Origin of the sequence: Herbiconiux flava, from assembly GCF_013409865.1 — a bacterium.
Taxonomy (GTDB): Bacteria; Actinomycetota; Actinomycetes; order Actinomycetales; family Microbacteriaceae; genus Herbiconiux; species Herbiconiux flava.
In genome coordinates this window covers 3654831-3679704 of sequence record NZ_JACCBM010000001.1, presented here as the reverse complement: position 1 = coordinate 3679704, position 24874 = coordinate 3654831, and the positions used below count along the sequence as shown (strand labels likewise).

Here is a 24874-nt window from a genome sequence, read left to right as displayed (position 1 = left end):
TACCCGTGGAGGGCCTACACGAAGGCGGCGAAGCCGGTGAGGCTGCGCCCCACGATGAGCGTGTTCATCTCGCGGGTGCCCTCGTAGGAGTAGAGCGCCTCGGCGTCGGCGAAGTGGCGGGCCACGTCGTACTCGAGCACGATGCCGTTGCCGCCGAGCGCCTCGCGGCACCAGGCGACGGTCTCGCGCATGCGGGCCGTCGTGTAGGCCTTCGCGAGGGCCGAGTGGTCGTCCTTCTGGGTGCCCTCGTCGAGCATCTGCGAGACGCGCACGACCATGCCGAGGCTGGCGGTGATGTTGCCGATGCTCTTGACGAGCAGGTCCTGGATGAGCTGGTGGCTCGCGATCGGCTTGCCGAACTGCACGCGCTCCTTCGTGTACCGCAGGGCGGCCTCGTAAGCGCCGACCGAGTTGCCGACCGCGGCCCAGGCCACCTCCGCGCGGGTCAGACGCAGCACCTTCGCGGTGTCGCGGAACGAGTTCGCGTTCTGCAGCCGCAGGCTCTCGGGCACCCGCACGTCCTCGAGCGTGATGTCGGCGTTCTGCACGATGCGCAGGCTCTGCTTGCCCTCGATCTTGGTGGCCGTGTACCCGGGGGTGCCCGTCGGCACGATGAAGCCCTTGACCTGGCCGTCGGCCGCATCCTTCGCCCAGATGACGGTGATGTCGCTGAAGGTGGCGTTGCCGATCCAGCGCTTGGACCCGTTCAGCACCCACTCGTCGCCGTCGCGCGTGGCGACGGTGCGGAGGCCCTGCGCGCTGTCGGAGCCCGAGGTCGGCTCGGTCAGGCCGAAGGCGCCGACGACCTCGCCGCTCGCCATCCTCGGCAGCCACTCGGCGCGCTGCTCCGCAGAGCCGGTGACGCTGATCGAGCCCATCGCCAGGCCGTTCTGCACGCCGACCAGCGTGGCGACGCTCGCGTCGACGCGAGCGAGCTCGAGCGCCACGAAGCCGCGGAAGACCGCCGAGTTCTCGAACGGCTTCGTCTCCTCCCAGGCGTAGCTGTAGACGCTGCGTTCGGCGAGGCCCTTCACGATCTCGTGCGGGAAGGTCGCCGCCTCCCAGTGGCCGTTCACGATCGGCTTCACCTCGGTCTCGAGGTAGTGCCGCAGCTCGGCGATCGCCGTCTTCTCCTGCTCGTTCAGAAGATTCTCATAGGAGTAGAAGTCGCTGGCGAGGAGCTCGAAGGTCATGGCCGGAGCCTATTCGGGCGTGCATCCGTCATCGCAGGCGCTTGGTAGTTTGGTCTAAACGGCCCATCGACGGGCCGCCGCCGCTTGTAGGTCGCTGATAAGCCGCCCCGAAGTGAAGAGGGAAGATGTTCGTACCCATCACCAACACGCCGCGCGACTACGCCTGGGGGTCCGAGACCGCGATCCCGCGCCTGCTCGGCACGGAGGAGACCGGGGAGCCGCAGGCCGAGCTCTGGCTCGGGGCGCACCCCGGGAGCCCGGCGCGCATCCTCGACCCGTCGCTGACCGGTGGACACACCGATCTGGAGTCGTGGATCGCGAGCGACCCCACGCGCATCGTGGGGCGGCGCGGAACGCTGCCGTACCTGCTGAAGATCCTGGCGGCCGCCGCCCCGCTGTCGCTGCAGGCGCACCCGACGCTCGAGCGCGCCCGCGAGGGCTTCGAGCGTGAGAACGCCGCCGGTGTGCCGCTCGACGACCCGAAGCGCAACTACAAGGATGCGCTGCACAAGCCCGAGCTCGTCGTCGCGCTGAGCGAGCGGTACGAGGCGCTCTGCGGCTTCCGCGCCCTCGTCGAGGTGCGCCAGATCGTCGACCTGCTGGTCATGATCGACGGCTCGCAGACCGCCCCCCGATGGGAGCTCTACGGCCCCATCGTGCATCTGCTCGAAGACTCGCCGACGGCGTTCGAGAGCGACGCCGACATCCTGCGCTCGGTCGTGTCGTACCTCCTGAGCGGGGCCGAGGAGGTGCCGGCGCTCGTGGGGCACCTCGTGCGCACCGCCGAGAAGGCGCTGCACCCGGCCCACGCGCACCTCACCGACCCGTACACGCCGTCGCTCGAGACCGTCGTGCGGCTGAACGAGGAGTACCCGGGCGACCCCGGCATCGTCATCTCGCTGCTGCTGAACCGGGTGACGCTCGCCAAGGGGCAGGCGCTGTACCTGCCGGCCGGCAACATCCACGCCTACCTCTCGGGGCTCGGAGTCGAACTCATGGCCGCCAGCGACAACGTGCTGCGCGGCGGGCTGACGCCCAAGCACGTCGACGTGGCCGAGCTGCTCGAGGTGCTCGACTTCGACGCACTGCCGGTGCCCTACCTCGTGCCCACGCAGCCGGTGCCGGGACTGTCGGTGTTCACGCCCGGCGTGCCCGACTTCGTGCTGGCGCAGGTGGAGGTCGGAATCGACCGGCCGTTCGCGGCGCCGACGGTCGGCTTCACGCCGCTCGGGGCGGCCATCGGCATCTGCATCGCGGGGGCCGTCACCGTGACCGGGGCATCGGGCACGCACCGGGTCTCGCGCGGCGAGGCGTTCTTCGCGACGCCCGACGAGGGGTCGCTGGCGTTCGGCGGGTCGGGAACGGCGTTCGTGGCGGCGCCGGGCGCGCCGGCGGCCGAGCTGCCGTAGGGCGGGCCGGGGTCAGGCCGGGACGCGGCAGAACGCGCGGCGGTAGGCCGCCGGGGTGGTGCTGAGCGTCTTCGAGAAGTGATGGCGCATCACCGCGGCCGTTCCGAAGCCGCTCTCGGCCGCGACCGTGTCGAGTGCGAGCGAGCTCTCCTCGAGCAGCTGCTGCGCGCGCAGGAGGCGCTGGCGGTTCAGCCACGCGCCAGGCGTCGCTCCCGTGTCGGCCTTGAAGCGGCGGGCGAAGGTGCGCGGTGACATCAGCGCCTTGCGCGCGAGCTCGTCGACGGTGAGCTCCTGATCGAGGTTCTCGAGCATCCACGCCGTGACCTCGGCGAAGGAGTCGCTGCGGCACTCGGGGATGGGCGTCGCGATGTACTGCGACTGTCCGCCCGAGCGCTGCGGCGGCACCACCATGCGCCGGGCGACGACATTCGCGGCCGAGGCCCCGAGCTCGATGCGGATGAGGTGCAGGCAGGCGTCGATGCCCGAGGCGGTGCCGGCGCCGGTGATGATGTTCCCGTCCTCCACGAAGAGCACGTCGGGGTCGACGTCGATGTCGGGGAAGTCGCGGGCGAGGCGGTCGGCGTGCATCCAGTGCGTCGTCGCGCGTCGGCCCGAGAGCAGCCCGGCCTTCGCGAGCGTGAACGCGCCGCTGCAGATGCTGAGGATCCACGCGCCGCGCGCAGCGGCCTCCTGCAGAAGGCGCACGACGTCCGGATGCACGTCGGCGTCGATCTCGTGCGCCGGCACCGCGATCAGGTCGGCGTCGGCCGCCTTGTCGAGGCCGTCGGCGATCATCATCTCGTAGCCGAGGCTGGTGCGCACGGGGCCCGGTTCGGCCGTCACGATCGTGAAGTCGAACTTCGGGCCGCCGTGGTCGGTGCGGTCGATGCCGAAGGCTTCGCAGACGACACCGAACTCGAACGGGGCGACGCCGGGGATGGCGAGGAGGGCGACCTTCTGAAGCATGCTGGCAGGATATCGATGGCACCCGATAAATGTCCAGTTCGAGCGCAGGACCTGCCACGACACGCGCCGTGTCGCAACACTTAAGGCGTGGTTGAGGGTTTACCATCTGCGACTTGACGTGAGCGAACTACACGGGTGTAATTAGGCATCGGGGTTTTCGGCAAGTCGCAAGCTGGTTCAGAGGGTGGAGCGTGATATGGCCATGTCAGAGTATCGCTCAGGCGTACCGGATGACTGGTTCGTCGACCCGGTCAGCCTCGGCGTTCCCGGTGTGCGCAAGCCCCGCGTCGACGAAGAGGAGAACCCTCTCGCCTGGCAGGCCGACTCGCTCTGCGCGCAGACCGACCCCGAGGCGTTCTTCCCCGAGAAGGGCGGATCGACCCGTGATGCCAAGCGCATCTGCACCTCGTGCGAGGTGAAGGCCCAGTGCCTCGACTACGCACTGCAGAACGACGAGCGCTTCGGCATCTGGGGCGGCCTCAGCGAGCGCGAGCGCCGCAAGCTCCGCAAGCGCGCGGTATAGCCATCTGCGATCGGGCTGCGCCCGCCCGGTGCGCCGCCGCCTCTGCGGCGCACGTCCATCCCCCGCTTCACACGGGATTCATAAGAAGCGGCACGCCGCGGAGGTCGGCGGGCAAGGCGTCGAGGGCCACTTAGAGTCGTCACGATATGCACGCCCGAGTCACTGCCGTCCTCGTCTCCTCCAACGGAGCCGACTACCTCCCGCGAACCCTCGAGGCCATCGCGGCCCAGACCCGAGCCCCCGATGCGCTCGTGGTCGTGGACTGCGCCTCGACCGACGCCACCTCCGCGCTGCTGGCGGCCGCGCATCCGACCCGCTTCATCCAGGCCTCCAGCCGGCTGAACTTCGGCACCGCGATCTCGCACGCCCTGGGCGTCGCGCCCCCGCCCGACGACGAGAACGAGTGGCTCTGGCTGCTCGCCCACGACACCGCCCCCGAGCCCGACGCTCTCGCCGCCCTGCTCGCCGCCGTGGAGGTCAACCCCTCGGTGGCGGCCGCCGGCCCGAAGCAGATGGAGTGGGACGACCCCGACTACATCAGCGAGTTCGGCGAGACCGTGACCCGCCTCGGCGCCAGCGTGCCGCTCGTCGAGACCGAGCTCGACCAGGCCCAGCACGACCGCATGAGCGACGTGCTCGCCATGGGCGCCGCCGGCCTGCTCGTGCGCCACACCGTCTGGAACGAGGTCGGCGGCTTCGACCCCGCCCTGCCGACGGCCGACAACGCGCTCGACTTCGGCATCCGCACCCGCCTGGCCGGTCACCGCGTGCTCGCCGTGCCCGCCGCGCGCGTATCCACCGATGGCGACGGGCTCTCCGGCCCCGGCCGCTCGATCAAGGGCTCGGCCCGGCGCAAGCGCCAGACCGCCCGCCGCGCCGCCCAGCTGCACCGCCGCCTGGTCTACGCACCCCCGTTCGCCGTCGTCTTCCACTGGCTCTCACTGGTTCCGCTCGCCGTCGCGCGCTCGCTCTTCCAGCTCGTGCGCAAGCAGCCCGGCGCCATCGGCGGCGAGTTCGCCGCGGCCTTCAAGACCGCCTTCGGCTCGCACATCGGCGCGGCTCGCCGACGGCTGAAGGCGTCGAAGAAGGTCGGCTGGCGGGCGATCGCCCCGCTCCGGATGCCCGGCGACGAGATGCGGCGCCGCGCCTCCCTGCAGCGCGAGATCGCCCTGACCTACCTGCGGGGCGAGCGCGACCGGATCCAGTTCATCTCCAGCGGGGGAGTGGCGACCGTGCTGGTCGTCGCCCTGATCGGCTTCGTCGTGTTCCTCCCCGTGTTCGGCGCGGCGGCGATCACCGGCGGCGGCGCACTGCCCCTCGAGACCACCGTCGGCGGGCTCTGGGCGCAGATCGGCACCGGCTTCCGCGACATCGGCCTCGGCTTCGCGGGCGCGGCCGACCCGTTCGCCGCCGTGCTGGCCGTGCTCGGCAGCATCGCGTTCTGGTCGCCGTCGCTGGCGATCGTCGGGCTCTACCTCGTCGCGCTGCCGCTCGCGGCGCTCGCCGCCTGGTTCTGCGCCGCCCGTCTCACCGACCGTCCCGTGCTGCGCAGCGCAGCCGCGGTGCTCTGGGTGCTCGCCCCGCCGTTCGTCGGCGCACTCGACGCCGGCATGGTCGGCCCGGTGCTCGCCCACCTGCTGCTGCCGTGGCTGATGCTCGCGCTGCTCGCGGCACCGAAGTCGTGGTCGGCGTCGGCGATCGCGTCGATCCTGTTCGCCGCCGTGCTGGCCACGGCCCCCTCGCTCTGGCCGGCGCTCATCGTGGTCTGGCTGATCGCCACGATCGCGAGCCGACGCGACGTGATGCGGCTGATCGGCATCCCCGTGCCGGCCCTCGCGCTCTTCGCACCGCTGATCTGGGACCAGTTCCAGCGCGGCACCCCGCTCGCCCTCCTCGCCGACCCCGGGCTGCCCGTGTGGCGGCCGACCGTGCCGGTGATCGAGCTGCTGCTCGGGCTGCCCCGCACGGGGCTCGGCGGCTGGGAGTCGCTGGCCGCCGGCGTCGGCATCGACGCCGGGGTCGTGCTGCTGGTGCTCGGCATCCTCGTGGTGCCGCTCGCGCTGATCGCCCTGGCCGCCCTGTTCCTGCCGGGCTCGTACCGCGCGGTGGTCGCCGTCGTGATCGCCCTGCTCGGCTTCGCCACCGCGGTGGGCTCGCAGCAGCTCGCGCTCGCCACCACCGGGTCGCAGGCGGTCACGATCTGGCCGGGCTCGGGGCTCAGCCTCGCCTGGCTCGGGCTGATCGGCGCCGCCGTGCTCGGGCTCTCCTCGCTTCCGCGTCTCGTGGCGCTGCCGGCCGTGGTCGCCACGGCGGCGGTCGCCGTGATCGTGCTGCCGTCGGCGCTCGGGGTGCTGCTCGGCACCTCCGAGGTCACCGCCGGATCGGCCCGGCAGCTGCCGGCTTACGTCACGGCCGAGGCCTCCAACACCCCCCGCGTGGGCACGCTGCTGCTCGCGCCGCAGGGCGACGGCGGGATCGGGGCGTCCGTCGTGCACGGGGCCGGGCCGACGCTCGACCAGCAGTCCACGCTCGCGTCGACGGCGGCGTTCGCCGGTGCAGTGGGCGCCGACGGCTCCGAGCTCGCGTCGATCGTCGGGAACGCGGCGTCGATCAGCGGTGCAGAGGTCTCGAGCCGGCTCACCGCGCTCGGCATCGAGTTCGTGCTGCTGACGCCGGCTCCGGCCGACGAGCGGGGCGCGGCCGCCGACGACATCGCCGCGCGCACCGCCAACGCCCTCAACAGCAACGCGCAGTTCACCTTCATCGGCGACACCTTCGCCGGCTCGCTCTGGCAGGTCGCCGACGACGGCACCCTCGCGAGCCTGCCCGAGCCGTCGCCCACCAACACCGGGACGCCGCTCGGCGTGCTGGTGCTCGTGATCCAGGCCTTCGTGTTCGGCATCGCGCTCCTGTTGGCCCTGCCGGCGGGTCGCCTGCAGGTGCAGGGCAACCGCGCGGTCAGCACCACGGCCCACGTCGGCGCGGCCGACTCGGTCGAGGAGGAGATCGCCGAGGAGAAGCTCACCGACGTCGCCGACCGCGTCCCCGTCGGCGAGGAGCCCGAGGCGCTCGACACGCCCGCTGGTCCCGAGGCCGCCCCGGCCGTGCGGCCCGCGACCCCCTCTGCGGCGCCTTCCGCCGAGCCCTCCGCCGAGCCCTCCGCTGCGCCGGCCGCGCCGTCCTCGCTCGAGAGCGCGGGCCCGGCAGTGGCCCCGGGCATCGGTGCCGGCGGTCCCGCGGCCACCACGGTCTCGGCCGCGGCCCTGGCCGGCGCAGCCGCCGCGGCCCTCGTCGCCGACCGCACCGCCGACCCCGCCCAGCCGCGCGTCGCCGACGGTGACGAGCGCGGCGAGACCGAGGCGACCGGTGCGGCTTCGACAGGTGAGCGCGCCGCGAGCAGCGTCACGACCCCGGCCGGCGTCTACGCGGCGCATTACGTCGACGAGCAGCCCGCTGCTCCGGATGCTCCCGCCCCCGTTGCGGCCCCCGACCCCGATGCCGACGCCCCCTGGTGGGCGGGCACCTCCCGGCCCACGATGCCGGTCGCCGAGCAGAACTCCACCGCCGAGTTCGCGGGCCACCGCCCGGAGGCTCCCGCCGCCGACGACCACGCGGGCTCGGGGGAGTCCACCCACGACGCCCCCGTCGAAGCGGCCGTCGCGCCGCGGCCCAGCGTGAGCGAGCAGGTGGAGGCGGCTACCGCCGACACCGCTCCGACGCCCGTCATCCCGTCGGATGGCTCCACTCCGGACGGCCGCGACGGCGACGGCCGCGAGGACGAGGGGTCCGCCGCCGAGACGCTGCCCGCCCCCGTGTCGGCGTTCGACCATGCCGCCACCCAGCCGACCGGTCCGGTCGATCCCCTCCCGGGTGACGAGGCGGTCCCGGGTGACGAGGCGCGTCCGCTGTCACGGTTCGAGCCCGGCTACTCCGCTCCGGCGGCGGATCCGCTGCCCGGCCCGGACTACGCCGACTACGACCCCGACGACGAGACCGTGCTGACCGTCCGCGACGCGACCGACCGCGACGCCGCCAACCATGACGCCGCCAACCATGACGCCGCCAGCCAGGACGACGACGCCCACGTGAACCACGAGCACCACGAGCACCACGAGCACCACGAGGAGGGATCCACCGATGGCCGATGAGTCCCGCCCCACGAACGGCGAACCCGAGAACACCGACGCGACCGCCGCCCCCGCCGAGCCCGCGAACACGACCCCGGCTGCCGCTCCGGCCGGAGCTGGAGCGACGGAGTCCACTGAGTCCACGGAGTCCACCGACTCCGCCGCGTCCACCGGCGCGAACGACGTGACGGATCCCGCTGCCACCCCGGCCACCTCGACGGACGCCGGCGCAACCACTGCTGCCGGCGCCGCCGCCGCAGCAGCCGCCGACGCGGGCGCCGACAGCGGCGCCGCCGCGAAGCGCGCCGCCCGCCCGCGGCGCACGCGCCGCCCGGCCAAGCCGGCCAAGCGCCCCGCCTCCGGCTCCCGCCGCGCCGTCGCCACCGGCGCCCGCGTCGCGACCGGCGTGGTCGTCGTCGCCCTCGGCGCCGCCGTCGTCGGCGCCGCCTTCGTGCTGCCGCTGCCCACGGTGACCGCCGCGCCCGCGTCCGAGACCGTCGACCCCGCCCCCGCCGAGGAGGTGCGGGCCTGCCCCGGCCCCCTCGTGCGCCTCTCCGACGAGTCCGGCCAGGACGCCACCGCCATCTCCGGCGTCGGCACCGCCCAGACGAGCGAGGCCGCCTCGACGCCCGACGCGGCGATCGACGTCAGCGCCCTGCTCTCACCCGACGACCGCACCTCGACGGGCGACTCGGCCCCGCTGCGCATCGCGCTCCCGGCCGACGAGGCCGCCGCCGGCGACACCCTGTTCGCCGCTGCCCAGTCCCAGAACGTCGCCGAGGGCGACCTCGTCGGTCTCGCCACCGCCGCCTGCGGCGAGGCGAGCGCCGACAGCTGGCTCGTGGCCGGCTCCACGACGGTGGGCCGCACCAGTTTCGTGGTGCTGGGCAATCCGGGCGACGTGCCCGCTGTGGTCGACCTGGCGCTCTACGGCGAGCAGGGTTCGATCGACGCGCCCGGCGCCTCGAACATCGACGTGCCCGCGCGCTCGACGCGCATCCTGTCGCTGGCGGGCCTCGCGCCCGACCTCGCCTCGCCCGTGCTGCACGTCACCGCCGAGGTGGGTGCGGTGACGGCCGCGCTGCAGCAGAGCGTCGTGCGGGGGCTCGCGCCCGGCGGCGTCGAACTGGCGGGTGCCACGGCGGCGGCGTCGACCGAGCAGGTCGTCGCGGGCATCCGCGTCTCGGGCACCTCGTCGATCGCCGAGCAGGTGGGCAGCCCCGAGACGGCCGACCTGCAGAGCGTGCTGCGGATGCTCGTGCCCGGCACCGACCCCGCCTCCGTCACGATCCGCGTATCCGAGGAGCGCACGGGCGGCACCGAGACCGAGTACCAGGTCGGCCTGACGCCGGGCGTGGTGACCGAGTTCCCGCTGCAGGACATCCCCGACGGCCTCTACTCGGTGACCATCGACTCCGACCAGCCCGTGGTCGCCGGTGCCCGCACCTCGACGATCGTCAACGGGAAGACCGACTTCGCCTGGTACCAGCCCGTCGAGCAGCTCGACTCGCCGTTCTTCGTCACCATCGCCGACGCCCCGGGCGCCCGGCTGCACCTGGTGAACGAGAGCGAGGGCGACGCCGACGTGGTGTTCGCGAAGACCGACGGCGCCGAGTCGACCGGCACCTTCGTTCCCGGCGCGCGCTCGCTGTCGCTCGAGCCCGGCTCGTACCTCGTCACCTCGTCGGTGCCCGTCGGCGCGACCGTGAGCTACTTCGGCGACGGCGTGCTCTCGTCGTACTCGATCGCCCGGCCGGGGCCCGAGGCGACGCCGATCACGGTCTACCCGTAGGCGAGGCGTCTCGTCAGGCTGCGCCGGTCGACGGATGCCCGACAGCACCAGCCCGCCAGGGGGCCCCGAGGCTCAGAAGTGCCGGAACCGCTCCGGCGCCAGGTCCCACGGGTCCTTGCCGAGCAGCTCGGCGACGGCGCGGAAGACGCACGACTCGATCGCGAGCCGCCGGTGCGTCTCGTCGTCCTCGTGCAGCCGCGACATCCGCTCGATGGGCAGCCGGAACATGATCACCCGGGTCTTCGTGACCGCCCAGCGGTCGACGTGATCGGGGGAGCCGAAGCTGCCGAACGGCATGGTGGCCACCTCGAAGGCGACGCCCTCGAGCTCGGCCGGCCAGAGGCTCTTGAGGTACTCGGCGGTCGACGCGACGGTCTGGTCGAACAGGTCGATGCGCGTGCGGAGGAACGGCAGGTGCGGCCCCGCCACAGAGGAGCGCAGCTCCCGCCCGTGCCGGCTGCGGCTGCGCGCCAGCACCGCCGCCGATCGCGGGGACCTGCGGGAACGTGCCATGGTCTCAGTCTAGAGCCGCGCCCGCCGGCGCCGTCGGCCCGCGGACAGCTCCGCCGCGACACGGTGCGCCGCTGCGGCCCGGTGTCGGAGGCCGCGGTTAGGGTGGGATCGATGACGAACAGGGAATGCTCTCGGCCCTCGTGCCGTGGTGAGGCCACCACGACGCTCACCTACGACTACGCCGATTCACTGATCGTCGTCGGCCCGCTCAGCCCCGTCGCCGAGCCGCACAGCTACGACCTCTGCGCCCGCCACATCGACCGCTTCTCGGCTCCGCAGGGCTGGCAGGTCATGCGGCACGTCTACATCGAGAACTAGACCACGCCGGGGCCGGGCCGGGTTCCGGATGCACGTTCCGTGCGCTCCCCGGCCAGCTGCCGTTCGCGCGCCGAGAGGAAGAGCGGCAACGCGAACGCCAGGGCCACGAACGGCACCAGCAGCACGTAGATCGCGAGGCCGCGCATCCCGAGCCGCCGGCCCTCGACGAGCATGAACACGATCGCGGCCACCGCCACCACCGCGAGATCGACCCCGAGGGAGCCGACCGACGGACCGCTGCCGAACCACTCGCCGAGGAAGTCGCGCTTCTCGACGATGGCGATCACGTTCAACGTCCAGGTGCCGACGAGCCCGGCGCCCGCGAGCACGAGGTAGGCGACCGCCGTGGCGCTCCAGCGCCCGCGCACGCGCCCGGGTGCCCCCGCTCCGGCGCTCATGCCCGCACCTCGCCGCTCGCGACGGGCTCGGCCGTAACTGCGCCCGAGGGCAGCGGTGGCGTCGTCGCCGTCGTCGACGGCGGAGATGGCGTCACCCCGCCCGAGAGCCCGCCCCGCGGAGCAGTCACGCGCGGAGCCGTCACCAGCACCGTCGCCGTTGCCACCACCACCGCGGCGACGACAGCCCACCCCGCGACGAGCACCGCCCCCGACGGCTGCACGATCGACTGCCCCGCGAGCGCCTGCGCCGTGAGCACCCCGAGCCCCGCCGCGTACCCCGTCACCGCGACGACCACGAGCCGCGTGCGCACCCGGTCGTCGGCCAGTCGCCGCACGCGTCGCCCGAGCAGGTCGAGCCCGATCGCGATGAGCGGGATCAGCTGCAGCGCGTGCATGCCCACGAAGTGCGGGATGCGCAGATCGCCCGCCACCGTGCTCCAGCCGAGCACCGGCAGCCCCGGCCCACCGTCGGCGAGACCCACGGTGTGCGCCCCGGCGATGCCCTGCCAGTCGTCCAGCTGAGCGGCGGTCGGCCCCGTCATGAGGAACGCCAGCCCCATCCCCACCAGCGCGAGCGCGGCTCCGGCCCGCACGGCGACGGTCAGCGATCGCGTCGACAGCCGGAACCAGAACAGCAGAACCGTCGTCACGAAGGTCGCGAGGTAGAGCACGGTGATCGAGAGGGCCATGACGCCCCAGACCGCCGCCGAGAATCCGGTCGAGACGTTGAAATGGCTCGTGACGCCCGCGGCGGCGGCCCCCACGATGGCCACCTGCTCCACGGCCAGGGCGACCGCGATCACCGTGCCCGCGATGTGCGCCAGGCGCCGGAACCGGGGCAGATGGGCGATCAGCCACGCCCAGGTCACGCCGTAGACGAGGATCGACAGCGAGAACTTCAGCGGCTTCAGCCAGACCTCGGCCCCCGTCACCTGCCGAGGGTCGACGGCGGCTCCCACCAGGCAGACGACGGAGCAGAGCACCATCAGGGCGGCGACGGCCATCAGCGGCCGGTGCCACTCGAACGCCCTCAGCAGGGCGGGGCGGCGAATCGTCATCGGAGGTTCCTTTCGGCGGTGCGGTGGGCCTGGGCGATGCGCCGGAGGCCGAGGGAGAGGGTGTCGCCGAGCACGGTGCCGACGACCATGAGCTCGGTGCGGTCGGCCCGGTCGGCGATCGCGCCCACCGCGTCGAGGTCGGCCGAGGCGACCGTCGCGGCGGCCTCGGCGTAGCGGTCGAGGTAGTCGTCGGTGAGCGGATGCCCCGCCTTCGCGAACGCGTCGATCGTCTGAGCCACGATCCGCCGCCCCACGTTGTCGCCGCAGTGCGCCCACCCCGCCCGCTCGATCACGCCGTCGGCGCGCTCGAAGCTCTCGGCACCGGGCTCGGACACGCCGGGCACCGCGTCGCGCGACAGCGCGTTCTGCGCCGTCTCGAACGTCTCGGCGATCGGCCGCTCCCCGTCGTCGAGCGCCTCGAGCACCGCCGACACCGAGCCGATCGACAGCTTGCCCACCTCGAGCAGGGCCCGGATGAGCCTCAGCCGGTGCAGGTGCGTGTCGTCGTAGCTGGTGCGGTTGCCGCCCTCCCGGGCTCCGGCGGGCAGCAGCCCCTCCCGCACGTAGTACTTGATGGTGGCGGCGGGGGTGCCCGACAGATCGGCGAGGGCGGAGATGAGCATGAACCGATAGTAGCACTATCGGTAGTGACGCTACCAGTGAGAATCCGAGGACGACAGGTGAGACCGTCCGAGCCGGTCAGCGGTCGGGGAAGCCGTTCGGCAGGCCCTTCAGCACCGGGTCGACCCGGGCGAGGCGATCGCGCTCGATCATCAGCGCCCGGTACTCCCGGTCGCGGCGGAGGGCGGCCACCCCGACGAGGAAGGTCTCCGGATGCACGTTCGGCAGCGGCGACACGAACGGCGACGTCTCGGCGGCGAGCTCGTGCGCGAGGCGGGCGCGCGTGGCCGGGGCCATCCGCTCGGCCTGCGTGAGGAACGCCACGAGGCGCCGGGACAGCCGGTCGGGCAGCTTCGCCACGTCGGCGGTCTGCGCCCAGAACGCGAGTTCGGGCGGCACCCCGACCGCGAAGGGCCGCGGCGCCGGAACGCGCTCGTGCTGGCTGTAGGTGCCGGCGAGCAGGTCGCCGAGCCGCTTCGAGCGGGAGTTCAGCAGCGAGGTGATGAAGGCGAGACCGCCGAGGGTCATGAAGATCTCGACGAAGCCGAGCAGTCCGCGGATGATGCTGTGCCGCAGAGCGATCGCCCCGCCGTCGTCGCGCACGATGCGGGCGCCGATGGCCAGGCGGCCGAGCGAACGGCCGCCCGAGGCGAACTCGACGACGATCGGCGCGATCACGAGGAAACCGATCAGCAGCGCGATCGAGAGGGCCTGGGTGAGCGCCGGGTCGAACGCGGCGCCCGAGGCGACCACCGCGGAGAAGAACCAGAGGGCGCCGATCAGGGGCAGCACGTAGGCGAGGAAGTCGATCGCGCCGCTCGCGCTGCGCAGCAGGAAGCCGGCGGGACGCACGTCGAGGGCGACGGCCTCGCCGGTGAGGAGCTCGTCGTCGGCGACGGCCGCACTGGTTCCCACCACGGACGGCTGCGACATGAATATCATCTAATCAGATGGATCTCGATGCGTACTCCGAAGCCCATCGAGACGAGTGGACTCGTCTCGATGAACTCGGGCGACGCCGCACGTTCTCGGGGCGCGAGGCCGACGAGCTGATCGAGCGCTACCAGTCGGGCTCCACGCAGCTCTCGGCGATCAAGACCGTGGCCGGATCCACCGCGCAGGGCGACCGGCTCTCGGTGTCGCTCTCGCGCGCCCGGCTGCGGTTCACCGGCGCCGGTTCGAACCTCTTCCGTCGGCTGCCGCTATTCTTCGCGGTGCAGCTGCCGGCAGCCCTCTACCGCCTGCGCTGGCTGACGCTGGCGGTCGCCGTCGCCACGGTCGTGATCGCGGGGCTCTACGCGATCTGGATCTCGCAGAACCCCGCGGTGCTCGCGGCCCTCGGCGACGACGCGACGCTGAAGAAGCTGGCGGAGGAGGACTTCGTCGACTACTACTCCGAGAACCCCGCGGCCTCGTTCACCGGCCTCGTCTGGACGAACAACGCCTGGATCGCGGCCCAGTGCATCGCCTTCGGCATCCTGGGGTTCTACGTGCCGGCGATCATCATCAGCAACGCCCAGAACCTCGGCGTGAACGCCGCCGTGATGTTCGAGTACGGCCACGGCGACATCTTCTTCCTCTACATCATGCCGCACGGCCTGCTGGAGCTGACGGCCATCTTCGTGGCCGCCGCGGCCGGCCTGCGCATCTTCTGGGCCTGGATCGCACCGGGCGCGAAGACCCGCGGGCGCTCGCTCGCCGAGAACGGCCGCTCCCTGTTCACCGTGGCCATCGGGCTGGTCTTCGTCCTGTTCGTCTCGGGCGTGATCGAGGGTTTCGTGACGCCGGCGCCGTGGCCGTGGTGGCTGAAGATCGGCATCGGCGCGGTGGCGCTCCTGGCGTTCCTGTTCTACTTGGTCGTGATCGGCGGCCGCGCCGCGCGGGCCGGCCAGACGGGCGACCTCGAGGAGTTCGAGGCCGGGGCCACGCAGCTCGTCGCGGGCTGAGCGGGGCTCAGAGCCGCCCGGCCGCCTTCAGCGCGATGTAGCGGTCGGCGAGGGCCGGCGGCAGTTCGGCGGGCGAGCCGGTGATCACATCGGCACCGTAGCGCTTCAGCACGGTGGTCACCCGCGCCGCGTCGAGGAGCGCCCGCTCGGCCGCTGCGGCCCGGTAGACCTCCTCGCGGTCGCCGCGCCGGTGCACCCCCGCGAGCACGTCGGGGTCGCTGACGGAGCTGACGACGACGGTGTGGTCACGGGTGAGCTGCGGCACGATCGCCATCAGCTCGCGCGAGATCCCGGGGGCGTCGATGGCCGTGGCCAGCACGACCAGCGAGCGCTGGGTGGTGACCTGGCGCACGAGGCCGGGCACCGCGGTCCAGTCCATCTCGATCAGGTCTGGGTCGATCGGCGCCATCACGTCGACCATGCGCGAGAGCAGCTCGGGGCCCGAGGCGCCGTGCACCCGGCCGCGCAGCCGGCGGTCGTAGAGGATGACGTCGACCCGGTCACCCGCGCGGGTGGCGAGCGCCGCGAGCAGCAGGGCGCTCTCGAACGCGGTGTCGATGCGCGGCTCGTCGTCGATGCGCGCCGCCTGGGTGCGGCCGGTGTCGATCACGATCACGACACGGCGGTCGCGCTCGGGCCGCCAGGTGCGCACCATCACGTCGCTGTGCCGGGCGGTCGCACGCCAGTCGATCGAGCGCACGTCGTCGCCCCGCACGTACTCGCGCAGGCTGTCGAACTCGGTGCCCTGGCCGCGGATCATGACGCTCGCCCGCCCGTCGAGCTCGCGCAGCCGGGCGAGTCGCGAGGGCAGGTGCTTGCGCGCGTTGAACGGGGGCAGCACCCGGATGCGCCCGGGCGCCGTCAGGGTCGCCTGTCGGGCGGCCAGGCCGAGCGGTCCGGTGCTGCGCACGGTGATGCGTTCGGTGCGCCGCTCCCCGCGCCGGAACGGGGTCAGCGCCAGCGTCAGGGCGCGCCGCTCGCCGGCGGGGATCGCGACCGGCTGGCGCGCGGTGCTCGGGCCCGCCGAGGGTTGCCAGGCGTCGCGGACGACGGCCCGCAGCATCCGTCGACCGGTGTTGGTGAGCACGAGGGTGCTCTCGGTGGTCTCGCCGAGGCGCACCCGGGCGGGCAGCGTGCGCTCGACGCGCAGCCGCCGCGGGGAGGCGGCCGCCGCCAGGTCGACCACGACGAGTGCGACGACGAGCGCGATCCAGACGAGCAGGGCCTCGAGGGCGCGGTCGTAGAACTCGCCGATCAGCACCACCGGCACGACGCCGAGGGCCACCAGGGCGACCAGGCGCCCGGTGACCGTCATGCGCGGCCCGCCGGGGGCGTCACGGGGAGCGTCATCAGATCGGCACCCGCACCTGGGTGAGGATCGAACGCAGGATCGCGTCGACCGACACGCCCTCGAGCTCGGCCTCGGGCCGCAGTTGGATGCGGTGCCGGAGCACCGGCAGCACCATCGCCTGCACGTGGTCGGGCGTGATGCCCGTCGAACCGTTCAGCCAGGCCCAGGCCTTGCTGGCGGCCAGCAGGGCGGTCGAGCCTCGGGGCGAGACGCCGAGTTTCACCGACGGGCTCTGCCGCGTGGCACGGGCGAGGTCGACGATGTAGCCGAGCACGTCGGGGGAGGCCTGCACGCGGGCCACCGCGCGCTGGGCCTGGGTCAGCTCCGCGGCGCCGAGCACCGGGGTCACGCCCGCCGCGGTGAGGTCGCGCGGGTTGAAGCCGCCCGCGTGCCGGGTCAGCACGTCGACCTCGACGGCGCGCTCGGGCAGGTCGAGCACGAGCTTCAGCAGGAAGCGGTCGAGCTGCGCCTCGGGCAGCGTGTAGGTGCCCTCGTACTCGATCGGGTTCTGGGTGGCCGCGACCAGGAACGGGTCGGGCAGGGCGCGGGTCACGCCGTCGGCACTGACCTGGCGCTCCTCCATGGCCTCCAGCAGGGAGGACTGCGTCTTGGGAGGGGTGCGGTTGATCTCGTCGGCGAGCAGGATGTTCGTGAACACCGGCCCCTCGCGGAACGAGAACTCGCCGGCCTTGGCGTCGTAGATCAGCGACCCGGTGACGTCGCCGGGCATCAGGTCGGGCGTGAACTGCACGCGCTTGGTGTCGAGGCTGAGCGCGTGGCTGACCGAGCGCACGAGCAGGGTCTTGGCGACGCCGGGCACGCCCTCCAGCAGCACGTGGCCGCGGGCGAGCAGGGCGATGATCATGCCCGTGACCGCGCCGTCCTGGCCGACGACGGCCTTGCCGACCTCGGCGCGCACCTGCGCGAGGGTGCGCCGCAGCTCGTCGTCGCTCGGGGTGGCGGTGTACTGGTCTGTCATCCGTGGTTCCTCACTGCTTCGCTGGACGTCGGTTCTGTCGCCGCGGTCATCGCGGCCTGTTCGCGGCGACCTGCTGCTCGAGCACGAGCAGGCGGTCGGAGTACTCGATCAGCTCGCGCTCGGAGCGGGGCACGGCGCCGACGAGGATGTCGTGCACCTCGTCGACGCGGCGGCCGGTGCTGTTCGCCACCGAGCGGCTGACCTCCACCACCGGGGCGTAGCGCGGCAGGTTCAGCGCCACGGTGAGCCGCGCGATCGTGCCGATGCGCAGGGCGTCGAGTGCCCGGCCGTGCGCCGACTGCCGGGCGTAGAGCCGGGCGCGGCCCTCCATCGTCTCGGAGGCGCGCACGGTGACGGGCAGGTTCTCGACCACGACGGGGCCGAACCGTCGGCCGCGCCAGATCCCGGCCGCGACCGAGGTGAGCAGCAGCACCAGGATGACCGGGGTGACCCAGCCCGGGGTCAGCTCGCCGAGCGTCGGCGTCGCCCCGTCGAAGTCCTCGTAACCGGGCTGGTACCAGACCAGGGTCTCGTGGGTGCCCAGGAGGCCGAGCACGAGCGCCGCGTTCCCCTGCAGGGCGACGGATCCGTTGGTCAGGGCGTCGCCGGCCCCGAGCACGGTCACCGTTCCGTCGCCGGCCGGCTGCTGCAGCACGGCGAAGGAGTCGCCTCCGGCGGGGAAGCAGGTGAGGGTGTCCGTGCCGGCTGCGGCGGCTCCGGCCTCGCCCGCGTCGAGCAGGCGGTAGGCCCACGAGGGCTGGGAGATCGTTCCGGCGCGCTCGGCGGCCGGCAGCGTGCATCCGGCCGCCACCGAGGCGTCGTCCTCGGCGGCCCCCGCGTTGGCGATGCCGTCGGTCATCGACTCGAGCTCGTCGGAGCCCGGCTCCACCAGCACGAGGTCGGCGCCGCCCTCGGCGATGCCCCGCACGGCGTCGCGGCCGTCGGCGTCGAGGTAGCCCGAGGCGTCGGAGAAGAGGATCCCCGCCCGGCCGCCGTCTGCGTCGACCGCTGCCCGCGCCTCGTCGAGGGTGGTGGCCTCGACCACGTCGACGCCCTGCTGGCGGAGCACCTCGGCGACCGCGCGGCTGCCGCTCGCACCGGCGTTGCCGATCGAGAAGCGCTCGCCGTCGGGGATGCCCGAGGCGCTGGAGAAGACGGTGAACAGGGCGCCGAGGACGGCGAGCACGATCGCGGCGATCCAGAACAGCCGGCGGCGCAGGGTGGTGCGCAGCCGCGGGGTCTCGCTGACGGCGTCGGTGCGGGCGTCGGCGGGCTCCGAGCCGGTGCCGGGGGCGGCGTCGGCGGATGCACGGGCAGGCGCCGGAGGCGGGGCGACGCTCATCGCACCAGCTCGGCAGGCACGGCCTCCAGCGCCGCGGGGCGCTCGGTCTGCAGCTTGCGATCGAGGGCGACGATGCGGTCGTAGCCGGCCCGGTCGGCCGGGCGGTCGAGGTAGCGCACGCCGTCGAAGAGCGCGGCGCCATCGGCGAGCTCGCCGCCCGCGGCGGGGAAGGCGGTGGCGGCGCGGCGCGAGAAGTCCTGGGCGGTCGTGCCGGGGGAGGTCGTCACGATGGTGCGCTCGGTGAGACCGCGCGCGAGTCCGCGGAAGGCCTCCTCGACGGCCACCGTGAAGTCGCCGGTGGCGGCCGCGCGGGCGGCGGAGGCGCGGAGCTCGGCGGCCGAGCGGGTGTCGTCGGTGCCGAACAGGCCGCCGATCTCGGCGCGGCTGCGGCGGTTCAGCCGCGGGCGGCCGTAGACGAGGAAGACGACGACGAGCACGACGACGACGATCACGACGCCGATCAGCGGGATGAGCCCGCCGAATCCCGAGCCGTCGGGCACCCGGAGCGACGCGAACCAGTCGCCGACCGCCTGCGAGAGGAGGTCGAACCAGGTCGGCTGGGCGGCCTGGTACGGGGCCTTGCTGAGCTCGCCGATCATCCACTCGCGCGCCTCGTCGGCCCCGGGCTCCACCGGCACGTCGGCTGTGGCGGCAGGCAGGGCGGCGGCGAGGGCGGCGATCATGCGCGGCGCTCGGCGGGGAGGGGGCCGGTGCCGGTGGCGTACGGGCCGGTGCTGTACGGATCCGGCCAGGAGTCGAGGCCGTCCTGGCGGGACTCGACGAAGCGCTGCAGCTCGATGTCGAGGCCCTCCTTGCGCATCCGCAGGTCGAGGTAGACGACGGCGACGGTGGCCGCCTGCACCACCGAGGTGACGGCGCCGAGCAGCAGGGTGAGGGCGAGGAAGAGCACGTACAGCGCGATGCCGGCCGCGATCCCCGAGCCGGTGTTGTTCGGGTCGATCACCGTCATGACGACGGGCAGGAGGAAGGAGAACGGCGTCTGGATGATCTGGCTCGCGACCGAGAGGATGACCGAGACCAGCCAGATCACACCGAGGGTGCGCCAGAAGTTGCCGTTGGTCAGGCTCCACGAGCGGCGCACGGCGCGCACGACGCCGACACGCTCGAGCACGATCACGCTCGGCACGAGGGCGAGCTTCGTGGAGAGCCAGGCACCGAGCACCACCAGGGCGAGGCTGAGCAGCACCGTCACGACGATGCCGACCACGAGCCCGCCGGTGCCGCCGACGAGGTTCGCGAGCAGCACGATGCCGACGAGGATCGCGATCACCACGATCACGGCCGCTGCGGTGATCGCGAACCAGCCGGCCAGCGGGAGGGTGCGCTTGAACGCGGCCTTCCAGAGCTCACCCAGCCGCCGCTTCTCGCCCAGGGTGGCGCGGGCGACCTCGATCACGAGCACCGCCTGCAGCAGGGCCGAGGCGAACAGCGAGAGCGCGAGCGGCACCACGAGCGACACGAGCACGATACCGACGCTGCCGGCCGCGACCGCGTCGGCGTCGGCCTGGCCCTCGGCCGAGACCGAGCGGGAGATCGCCCAGAACACGGCGACGCCCACGAAGACGCCGGTGACCAGCACGATCACGAGCTGCACCAGCAGGCCGGAGCCGAAGGTGGCCTTCGGGTTGCGGCGGATCACCTGGAACGGCGCCCCGAGCAGGGTGCCGAAGCCGAGCGGCCGCAGCGGGATGAGGCCGGGCTTGGGCGGCGGGGCCCACTGCGGCGCGGCCGCGTAGCCGGTGGGCGGGGTGGCGTACTGCCAGGCGGGCGGCTGCTGCTGCCATGCGGGCTGCTGCTGAGCGGGCTGTGGCGGCGCGTACTGCCCGTACTGCGGGGCGGGCTGCTGCGGCGGCGGGGCGTACTGCCCGTACTGCGGCATCGGCGGCACGGGCGACGGCGGAGCGGGTGCCGGCGCCACGGGCGAAGGCGTCGAGGACTGGTCGGCCCGCGCATCCGGCCGCTCGCCGTGCTCCTCGCCGGGCCCTCGGTCGGGCTCAGCGCCGGGCGCGGCCCAGCTGCCTCCATCGCTCATCGGCACTCCTCGACCTCTGTGACGACCCGACCCCCACGCCGACGCCCCGACTTGATGCCCCCATGCTTTCACACTCGCTCGGAGTTCGCCCGGCAACCACCCGGGAGCCCGCCGCATCCGCTTCACCCCGCCCCTGCTCGGCTACTCTGGTCGCCATGGACCCTCGCATTCTCGTTGTCGACGACGACACGGCCCTTGCGGAGATGATCGGCATCGTGCTGCGCGCGGAGGGCTTCGACCCGGTGTTCTGCGCCGACGGCTCGGAGGCGCTCGCCGCCTTCCGCGATGCCAGGCCCGACCTCGTGCTGCTCGACCTGATGCTCCCGGGCATGGACGGCATCGAGGTCTGCGGCCTCATCCGTGCGGAGTCCGGCACCCCGATCATCATGCTGACCGCCCGCACCGACACCTCTGACGTGGTGAAGGGCCTCGAGTCGGGGGCCGACGACTACGTGGTCAAGCCCTTCAATCCCAAGGAGCTGGTGGCGCGCATCCGCACCCGCCTGCGCCCCGCGCCCGAGTCGACGCCCGAGACCCTGCAGATCGGCGACCTCACCCTCGACGTCGCCGGCCACGAGGTCAAGCGCGGCGCCGACCGCATCAACCTCACCCCGCTCGAGTTCGACCTGCTGCTCGCGCTCGCCTCCAAGCCCCAGCAGGTCTTCACCCGCGAGATGCTGCTCGAGCAGGTCTGGGGCTACCACTACAAGGCCGACACGCGCCTCGTGAACGTGCACGTGCAGCGCCTTCGCGCCAAGGTCGAGGAAGACCCCGACAACCCCAAGATCGTGATGACCGTGCGCGGGGTCGGCTACCGCGCCGGGTCGTCCTGATGCCGTGAGCGACGGCCGGGGCATCCGTCGCCCATCGGCCGTGCTGCGCGACTGGCGCTCGTGGCCGCGCCGGATCGTGCGCGCCTGGCGGCGCTCGCTGCAGTTCCGCACCGTCGTGATCACGGTCGCGCTCTCGGCCGTCGCCGTGCTCGTGACGGGCACCTACATGTCGATCTCGATCGGCAACGACCTGTTCCAGTCGCGGCTGCAGCAGGTGCTCGTCGAGTCGAAGAACGCGGCCTCGGCGGCGCAGACCATCTTCGACTCCTCGGATGCAGGGGGCGAGGCCTCGACCATCTCCCTGCTCTCCTCGGCCAAGTCGGCCATCATCGCCTCCTCGTCGAGTCGGCTGATCGCGCTCTACGCCACCCCCGGTCAGTCCATCGGCGAGACCACCGTGCTCTCGTTCGCGAGCCCCGAGCTCGCGGGCAACGGCGTGATCACCCAGCAGCTCCAGGATGCGGTGGCCGGCGACACCGACGACCAGCAGTACTGGCAGTCGGTGCCGCTGCCCAACCAGACGGGCGGCACCGACCCGGGCATCGTGGTCGGCTCCCCGCTCACCATCCCGGGCGCCGGGCAGTTCGAGCTGTACATCGGCTACAACCTCGCCGAGGCCGAGCAGACCCTCGTGTTCGTGCAGCAGACGCTGCTCCTGTCGAGCCTCGCGTTGATCCTCCTGATCGGACTGATCGCCGGGCTGATCGTGCGACTGGTGGTCAAGCCCATCCGCACCGCCGCCGAGACGAGCGAGAAGCTCGCCGCCGGACAGCTCGAGGTGCGCATCCCCGAGCGCGGGCAGGACGTCATCTCGACGCTGGCGCGCTCCTTCAACGGGATGGCCGACAGCATGCAGTCCCAGATCACCCAGCTGGCCGAGCTGTCGCAGGTGCAGCAGCGCTTCGTCTCCGACGTCTCGCACGAGCTGCGCACCCCGCTCACCACCATCCGGCTCGCCGGCGACGTGCTCTACGACCAACGCGAGAGCTTCCCGCCCGCCACCGGCCGCACCGCCGAGCTGCTGCACACCCAGACCGAGAGATTCGAGCTGCTGCTGGGTGACCTGCTCGAGATCAGCCGCTTCGACGCGGGCTCCGCCTCGCTCGACACCGAGCCCACCAACCTCGTGCGCCTGGCCGAGGACGCCATCGAGCAGATGGAGTCGCTCGCCGAGCAGGCCGGTTCGCCGCTCCGCCTGGTGGCACCCGGCGGCTACTTCGAGGCCGAGGTCGACGCCCGCCGCATCCGTCGCATCGTGCGGAACCTCCTCGGCAACGCGATCGAGCACGGCGAGGGCAAGCCGATCGTGGTGAGCGTCGACAGCGACGAGCGCTTCGTGGCGCTCTCGGTGCGCGACTACGGCAGCGGCATGACCGAGGAGGAGGCCGAGCGGGTCTTCGACCGCTTCTGGCGGGCCGACCCGTCGCGGAAGCGCACCATCGGCGGCACGGGGCTCGGCCTCGCGATCTCGCTGGAGGACGCGACGCTGCACCGCGGCGCGCTCGAGGTGTGGTCGCGGCCGGGCGCCGGCAGCTGCTTCCGGCTGACCCTGCCGCGCGTGCAGGGGCGCGTGGGCTCGGTCGCCGCAGGTGGGCAGTCGTCTCCGCTGCCGCTGGTGCCGGGCGACGCGTTCGGCGAGGCTCCGGCGGTGGCCGAGCTGCGCTCGCCCACCGGATCGACGTCGATGGTGGGGGACGATCGTGGCTGAGCGTCTTCTCTCGGTGGGCGGTTCGCCGCGCATCCGCTCGTTCACCCGGTGGCTCGGCGCTCTTCTCGCCCTCGTGGTGCTGGCCGGGCTGGCCGCGTGCACCGGCATCCCGCGCTCGGGGGAGGTGCAGCCGGGCGACGCGATCGGCACCGACGACGACATCGACGTGGTGTTCCTCGCCGAGGGGCCGACCGCGGGCGCGTCGCAGCAGGCCATCCTGAACGGCTTCATCCAGGCGGCGAAGAGCCCGCAGGACGACTACGCCATCGCGCGCCAGTACCTCACCTCCGCGGCGGCGGCGAGCTGGAAGCCCAACGAGAAGACGCTCGTCGACTCGGGCACCCGGCCGACCAGCCGCGGCGACGACCTGACCCTCGACCTGTCGGCGACGCCGGTGGCGACCGTGGACGCCTCGGGCATCTACGCGGCGAGCCCGTCGAGCGCGCCCACCTCGCTCAGCTTCGGCTTCACGCAGCAGGACGGCGAGTGGCGGATCAGCCGGCTCGACGACGGCACCGTGATCGAGGACGTCTTCTTCGACCAGATCTTCAGCTCGTACGCGCTCTACTACTACGACCCGACCTTCGCGTACCTCGTCCCCGATCTGCGCTGGTTCGCGACCTCCTCCGCGGTCGGTACGCGGGTCGTCAAGGCGCTGCTCAAGGGCCCGGTCGCCTGGCTCGGCAACGGTGCCGTCGTGACCGCCTTCCCCGAGGGCACCTCGACGACGTCGGTGGTGACCGCGTCGGGGCAGACCCGGGTGGAGCTGTCGAGCAACGTGCTGCAGGCCGACGAGACCGATCTGCGACGCATGCAGGCGCAGCTGCGCTCGAGCCTCAGCGGGCTGGCCTCGGCCTCGTCGGTGGTGATCTCGGTCGATCAGAACGTCGTGCCGATCCCCGGCTCCGACTCGAACGTGGCCGACGCCACCCCGCGCGTGAACTCGCTGCCGCTGGTGGTCAGCGAGGGTGAGTTCGGCTACCTCAGCGGGGGCGGCGTGAGCCCGATCGACGGCATCAGCGAGGGTGTTCAATCGGTGCAGCCGCAATCCGCGGCCTACTCGGCGGTGTCGGGGACGGTGGCGGTCAAGGCCGGGAACGGCGCGGTTGTCGCCGTGCGCGAGACCTCGAACGGTGTGCCGATCGTGCAGCAGGTCGACACCCGGCCGGGGCTGATCGACCCCGCCGTCGACCCCTGGGGCTACGTCTGGTCGATCCCGTCCGGCGACCCGACCGCCGTGGTCGCCGCGGGGGCGTCGAACGACGCGCCCCTCGGCATCCCGACCACGTGGGACGGCGCTTCGAGCATCACGAGCTTCGAGATCTCGCGCGACGGCACCCGGGCGCTCGCCTTCCTCGAGGTCGCGGGGGCGCTGAAGCTCGTGGTGGCCGCGGTGATCCGCGACCAGAACGGGGTTCCGCAGCAGCTCGGCCAGGCCGTCGAGCTCGCCACCGGGCCGGGCTCGCCGATCGACGCCACCTGGGTCGACCAGTTCTCGGTCGCCTCTGCCACCGGGCTGCCCGGCGAGGTGCGCGTGGTGGCGCAGCAGCTCGGCGGGCGCACGACGAACCTCGGCGCGCCGGCCTCGGCCGTGTCGCTGTCGGGGTCGAACGACCTCGACGGGCTGCGGGTGCTCGGCACCGACGGCAGCCTGCTGCAGCAGCGGGGGAGCGCGTGGCAGGCGACGACGGGCGGGGTGTCTGAGCTGGGGGTGCAGAACTAGTCCTGCACTTCTCGGTATTCG

The 24874-nt window shown here is 72.9% G+C and carries 21 protein-coding genes; 9 read left to right on the top strand and 12 right to left on the bottom strand.

Annotated features, from left to right (window positions below; translation table 11 throughout):
• Positions 1-14: 14 nt before the first annotated feature.
• A complete protein-coding gene (locus BJ984_RS17625; RefSeq protein WP_179549118.1) occupies positions 15-1193 on the bottom strand; it encodes an acyl-CoA dehydrogenase family protein in 1179 nt (392 codons plus the stop codon).
• A 125-nt stretch (positions 1194-1318) separates the two neighbouring features.
• Between BJ984_RS17625 and manA the strand changes: the two genes are divergently transcribed.
• On the top strand, positions 1319-2602 hold the full coding sequence (gene manA, locus BJ984_RS17620; protein ID WP_179549117.1) for a mannose-6-phosphate isomerase, class I: 1284 nt from the start codon (positions 1319-1321) through the stop codon (positions 2600-2602).
• Positions 2603-2614: 12 nt separating this feature from the next.
• Here the strand turns inward: manA and BJ984_RS17615 are convergent, their stop codons facing one another.
• Entirely contained in the window at positions 2615-3568 is a 954-nt protein-coding gene (locus BJ984_RS17615) for a GlxA family transcriptional regulator (protein ID WP_179549116.1), read from the bottom strand.
• Positions 3569-3764: 196 nt separating this feature from the next.
• On the opposite strand from BJ984_RS17615, the gene BJ984_RS17610 reads away from it, so the two are divergent.
• The 3 genes from BJ984_RS17610 to BJ984_RS17600 all read left to right on the top strand — a co-directional run bounded on the left by BJ984_RS17610 (position 3765) and on the right by BJ984_RS17600 (position 10010).
• Positions 3765-4091, top strand: coding sequence for a WhiB family transcriptional regulator (locus BJ984_RS17610; protein ID WP_173184054.1), 327 nt, complete (start codon positions 3765-3767; stop codon positions 4089-4091).
• 146 nt (positions 4092-4237) lie between these two features.
• Complete coding sequence (locus tag BJ984_RS17605) at positions 4238-8239, top strand: glycosyltransferase (RefSeq protein WP_179549115.1); 4002 nt, start codon at positions 4238-4240, stop codon at positions 8237-8239.
• Positions 8229-10010, top strand: a complete 1782-nt coding sequence (locus tag BJ984_RS17600) for a DUF5719 family protein (RefSeq protein WP_179549114.1) — start codon at positions 8229-8231, stop codon at positions 10008-10010. Before BJ984_RS17605 ends, BJ984_RS17600 begins: the two co-directional genes overlap by 11 nt.
• 72 nt (positions 10011-10082) lie before the next feature.
• Here BJ984_RS17600 and BJ984_RS17595 read toward each other — a convergent pair whose 3' ends face one another.
• On the bottom strand, positions 10083-10523 hold the full coding sequence (locus BJ984_RS17595; RefSeq protein ID WP_179549113.1) for a metallopeptidase family protein: 441 nt from the start codon (positions 10521-10523) through the stop codon (positions 10083-10085).
• A gap of 111 nt (positions 10524-10634) precedes the next feature.
• Here BJ984_RS17595 and BJ984_RS17590 point away from each other — a divergent pair, with 111 nt between their 5' ends.
• Positions 10635-10841 carry a DUF3499 family protein gene (locus tag BJ984_RS17590; RefSeq protein WP_173184058.1) on the top strand — a complete coding sequence of 69 codons (207 nt, stop codon included), beginning with the start codon at positions 10635-10637 and terminating at the stop codon, positions 10839-10841.
• On the opposite strand, the gene BJ984_RS17585 is transcribed toward BJ984_RS17590, so the two are convergent.
• The 4 genes from BJ984_RS17585 to BJ984_RS17570 form a co-directional block, all read right to left on the bottom strand.
• On the bottom strand, positions 10838-11239 hold the full coding sequence (locus BJ984_RS17585; RefSeq protein ID WP_179549112.1) for a DUF2834 domain-containing protein: 402 nt from the start codon (positions 11237-11239) through the stop codon (positions 10838-10840). The two genes, BJ984_RS17590 and BJ984_RS17585, sit on opposite strands and share 4 nt — an antisense overlap.
• Positions 11236-12297, bottom strand: coding sequence for a hypothetical protein (locus tag BJ984_RS17580; protein WP_246306487.1), 1062 nt, complete (start codon positions 12295-12297; stop codon positions 11236-11238). The genes BJ984_RS17585 and BJ984_RS17580 overlap by 4 nt, the downstream gene beginning before the upstream one ends.
• Entirely contained in the window at positions 12294-12920 is a 627-nt protein-coding gene (locus BJ984_RS17575; protein ID WP_179549111.1) for a MerR family transcriptional regulator, read from the bottom strand. The genes BJ984_RS17580 and BJ984_RS17575 overlap by 4 nt, the downstream gene beginning before the upstream one ends.
• A 76-nt stretch (positions 12921-12996) precedes the next feature.
• Positions 12997-13851: an RDD family protein gene (locus tag BJ984_RS17570; RefSeq protein WP_179549110.1), complete on the bottom strand. Its 855-nt coding sequence runs from the start codon at positions 13849-13851 to the stop codon at positions 12997-12999.
• A gap of 17 nt (positions 13852-13868) precedes the next feature.
• On the opposite strand from BJ984_RS17570, the gene BJ984_RS17565 reads away from it, so the two are divergent.
• A complete protein-coding gene (locus tag BJ984_RS17565; RefSeq protein ID WP_179549109.1) occupies positions 13869-14864 on the top strand; it encodes a stage II sporulation protein M in 996 nt (331 codons plus the stop codon).
• 7 nt (positions 14865-14871) lie between these two features.
• Here BJ984_RS17565 and BJ984_RS17560 read toward each other — a convergent pair whose 3' ends face one another.
• Genes BJ984_RS17560 through BJ984_RS17540 form a run of 5 tightly spaced genes read right to left on the bottom strand, consistent with a single transcriptional unit; the run spans position 14872 to position 20589 of the window.
• A complete protein-coding gene (locus tag BJ984_RS17560) occupies positions 14872-16179 on the bottom strand; it encodes a DUF58 domain-containing protein (protein ID WP_179549108.1) in 1308 nt (435 codons plus the stop codon).
• A 34-nt stretch (positions 16180-16213) separates the two neighbouring features.
• On the bottom strand, positions 16214-17194 hold the full coding sequence (locus BJ984_RS17555; RefSeq protein ID WP_179549107.1) for an AAA family ATPase: 981 nt from the start codon (positions 17192-17194) through the stop codon (positions 16214-16216).
• 46 nt (positions 17195-17240) lie between these two features.
• On the bottom strand, positions 17241-18536 hold the full coding sequence (locus BJ984_RS17550; RefSeq protein WP_179549106.1) for a DUF4350 domain-containing protein: 1296 nt from the start codon (positions 18534-18536) through the stop codon (positions 17241-17243).
• Entirely contained in the window at positions 18533-19219 is a 687-nt protein-coding gene (locus BJ984_RS17545) for a DUF4129 domain-containing protein (protein ID WP_179549105.1), read from the bottom strand. The genes BJ984_RS17550 and BJ984_RS17545 overlap by 4 nt, the downstream gene beginning before the upstream one ends.
• The gene (locus BJ984_RS17540) at positions 19216-20589 is read right to left on the bottom strand and encodes a DUF7847 domain-containing protein (RefSeq protein ID WP_179549104.1); all 1374 of its coding nucleotides are present in this window, start codon (positions 20587-20589) and stop codon (positions 19216-19218) included. The genes BJ984_RS17545 and BJ984_RS17540 overlap by 4 nt, the downstream gene beginning before the upstream one ends.
• 155 nt (positions 20590-20744) lie before the next feature.
• On the opposite strand from BJ984_RS17540, the gene mtrA reads away from it, so the two are divergent.
• The 3 genes from mtrA to BJ984_RS18810 are packed head-to-tail and all read left to right on the top strand — an operon-like array spanning position 20745 to position 24853.
• Positions 20745-21422: an MtrAB system response regulator MtrA gene (gene mtrA, locus BJ984_RS17535; RefSeq protein ID WP_179549103.1), complete on the top strand. Its 678-nt coding sequence runs from the start codon at positions 20745-20747 to the stop codon at positions 21420-21422.
• 4 nt (positions 21423-21426) lie between these two features.
• A complete protein-coding gene (gene mtrB, locus BJ984_RS17530; protein WP_271206508.1) occupies positions 21427-23130 on the top strand; it encodes an MtrAB system histidine kinase MtrB in 1704 nt (567 codons plus the stop codon).
• Positions 23123-24853, top strand: a complete 1731-nt coding sequence (locus tag BJ984_RS18810) for an LpqB family beta-propeller domain-containing protein (protein WP_179549102.1) — start codon at positions 23123-23125, stop codon at positions 24851-24853. The genes mtrB and BJ984_RS18810 overlap by 8 nt, the downstream gene beginning before the upstream one ends.
• Positions 24854-24874 lie beyond the last annotated feature (21 nt).

Coding starts and splice junctions, on each gene's coding strand:
- BJ984_RS17615 (WP_179549116.1), bottom strand. CDS start 3,568: ATGCTTCAGAAGGTCGCCCTCCTCGCCATCCCCGGCGTCGCCCCGTTC.
- BJ984_RS17540 (WP_179549104.1), bottom strand. CDS start 20,589: ATGAGCGATGGAGGCAGCTGGGCCGCGCCCGGCGCTGAGCCCGACCGA.
- BJ984_RS17600 (WP_179549114.1), top strand. CDS start 8,229: ATGGCCGATGAGTCCCGCCCCACGAACGGCGAACCCGAGAACACCGAC.
- BJ984_RS17580 (WP_246306487.1), bottom strand. CDS start 12,297: ATGACGATTCGCCGCCCCGCCCTGCTGAGGGCGTTCGAGTGGCACCGG.
- BJ984_RS17550 (WP_179549106.1), bottom strand. CDS start 18,536: ATGAGCGTCGCCCCGCCTCCGGCGCCTGCCCGTGCATCCGCCGACGCC.
- BJ984_RS17545 (WP_179549105.1), bottom strand. CDS start 19,219: ATGATCGCCGCCCTCGCCGCCGCCCTGCCTGCCGCCACAGCCGACGTG.
- BJ984_RS17565 (WP_179549109.1), top strand. CDS start 13,869: ATGGATCTCGATGCGTACTCCGAAGCCCATCGAGACGAGTGGACTCGT.
- BJ984_RS17575 (WP_179549111.1), bottom strand. CDS start 12,920: ATGCTCATCTCCGCCCTCGCCGATCTGTCGGGCACCCCCGCCGCCACC.
- BJ984_RS17605 (WP_179549115.1), top strand. CDS start 4,238: ATGCACGCCCGAGTCACTGCCGTCCTCGTCTCCTCCAACGGAGCCGAC.
- manA (WP_179549117.1), top strand. CDS start 1,319: ATGTTCGTACCCATCACCAACACGCCGCGCGACTACGCCTGGGGGTCC.
- BJ984_RS17570 (WP_179549110.1), bottom strand. CDS start 13,851: ATGTCGCAGCCGTCCGTGGTGGGAACCAGTGCGGCCGTCGCCGACGAC.
- BJ984_RS17560 (WP_179549108.1), bottom strand. CDS start 16,179: ATGACGGTCACCGGGCGCCTGGTCGCCCTGGTGGCCCTCGGCGTCGTG.
- BJ984_RS17595 (WP_179549113.1), bottom strand. CDS start 10,523: ATGGCACGTTCCCGCAGGTCCCCGCGATCGGCGGCGGTGCTGGCGCGC.
- BJ984_RS17590 (WP_173184058.1), top strand. CDS start 10,635: ATGACGAACAGGGAATGCTCTCGGCCCTCGTGCCGTGGTGAGGCCACC.
- BJ984_RS17625 (WP_179549118.1), bottom strand. CDS start 1,193: ATGACCTTCGAGCTCCTCGCCAGCGACTTCTACTCCTATGAGAATCTT.
- BJ984_RS17555 (WP_179549107.1), bottom strand. CDS start 17,194: ATGACAGACCAGTACACCGCCACCCCGAGCGACGACGAGCTGCGGCGC.
- mtrA (WP_179549103.1), top strand. CDS start 20,745: ATGGACCCTCGCATTCTCGTTGTCGACGACGACACGGCCCTTGCGGAG.
- BJ984_RS17610 (WP_173184054.1), top strand. CDS start 3,765: ATGGCCATGTCAGAGTATCGCTCAGGCGTACCGGATGACTGGTTCGTC.
- BJ984_RS17585 (WP_179549112.1), bottom strand. CDS start 11,239: ATGAGCGCCGGAGCGGGGGCACCCGGGCGCGTGCGCGGGCGCTGGAGC.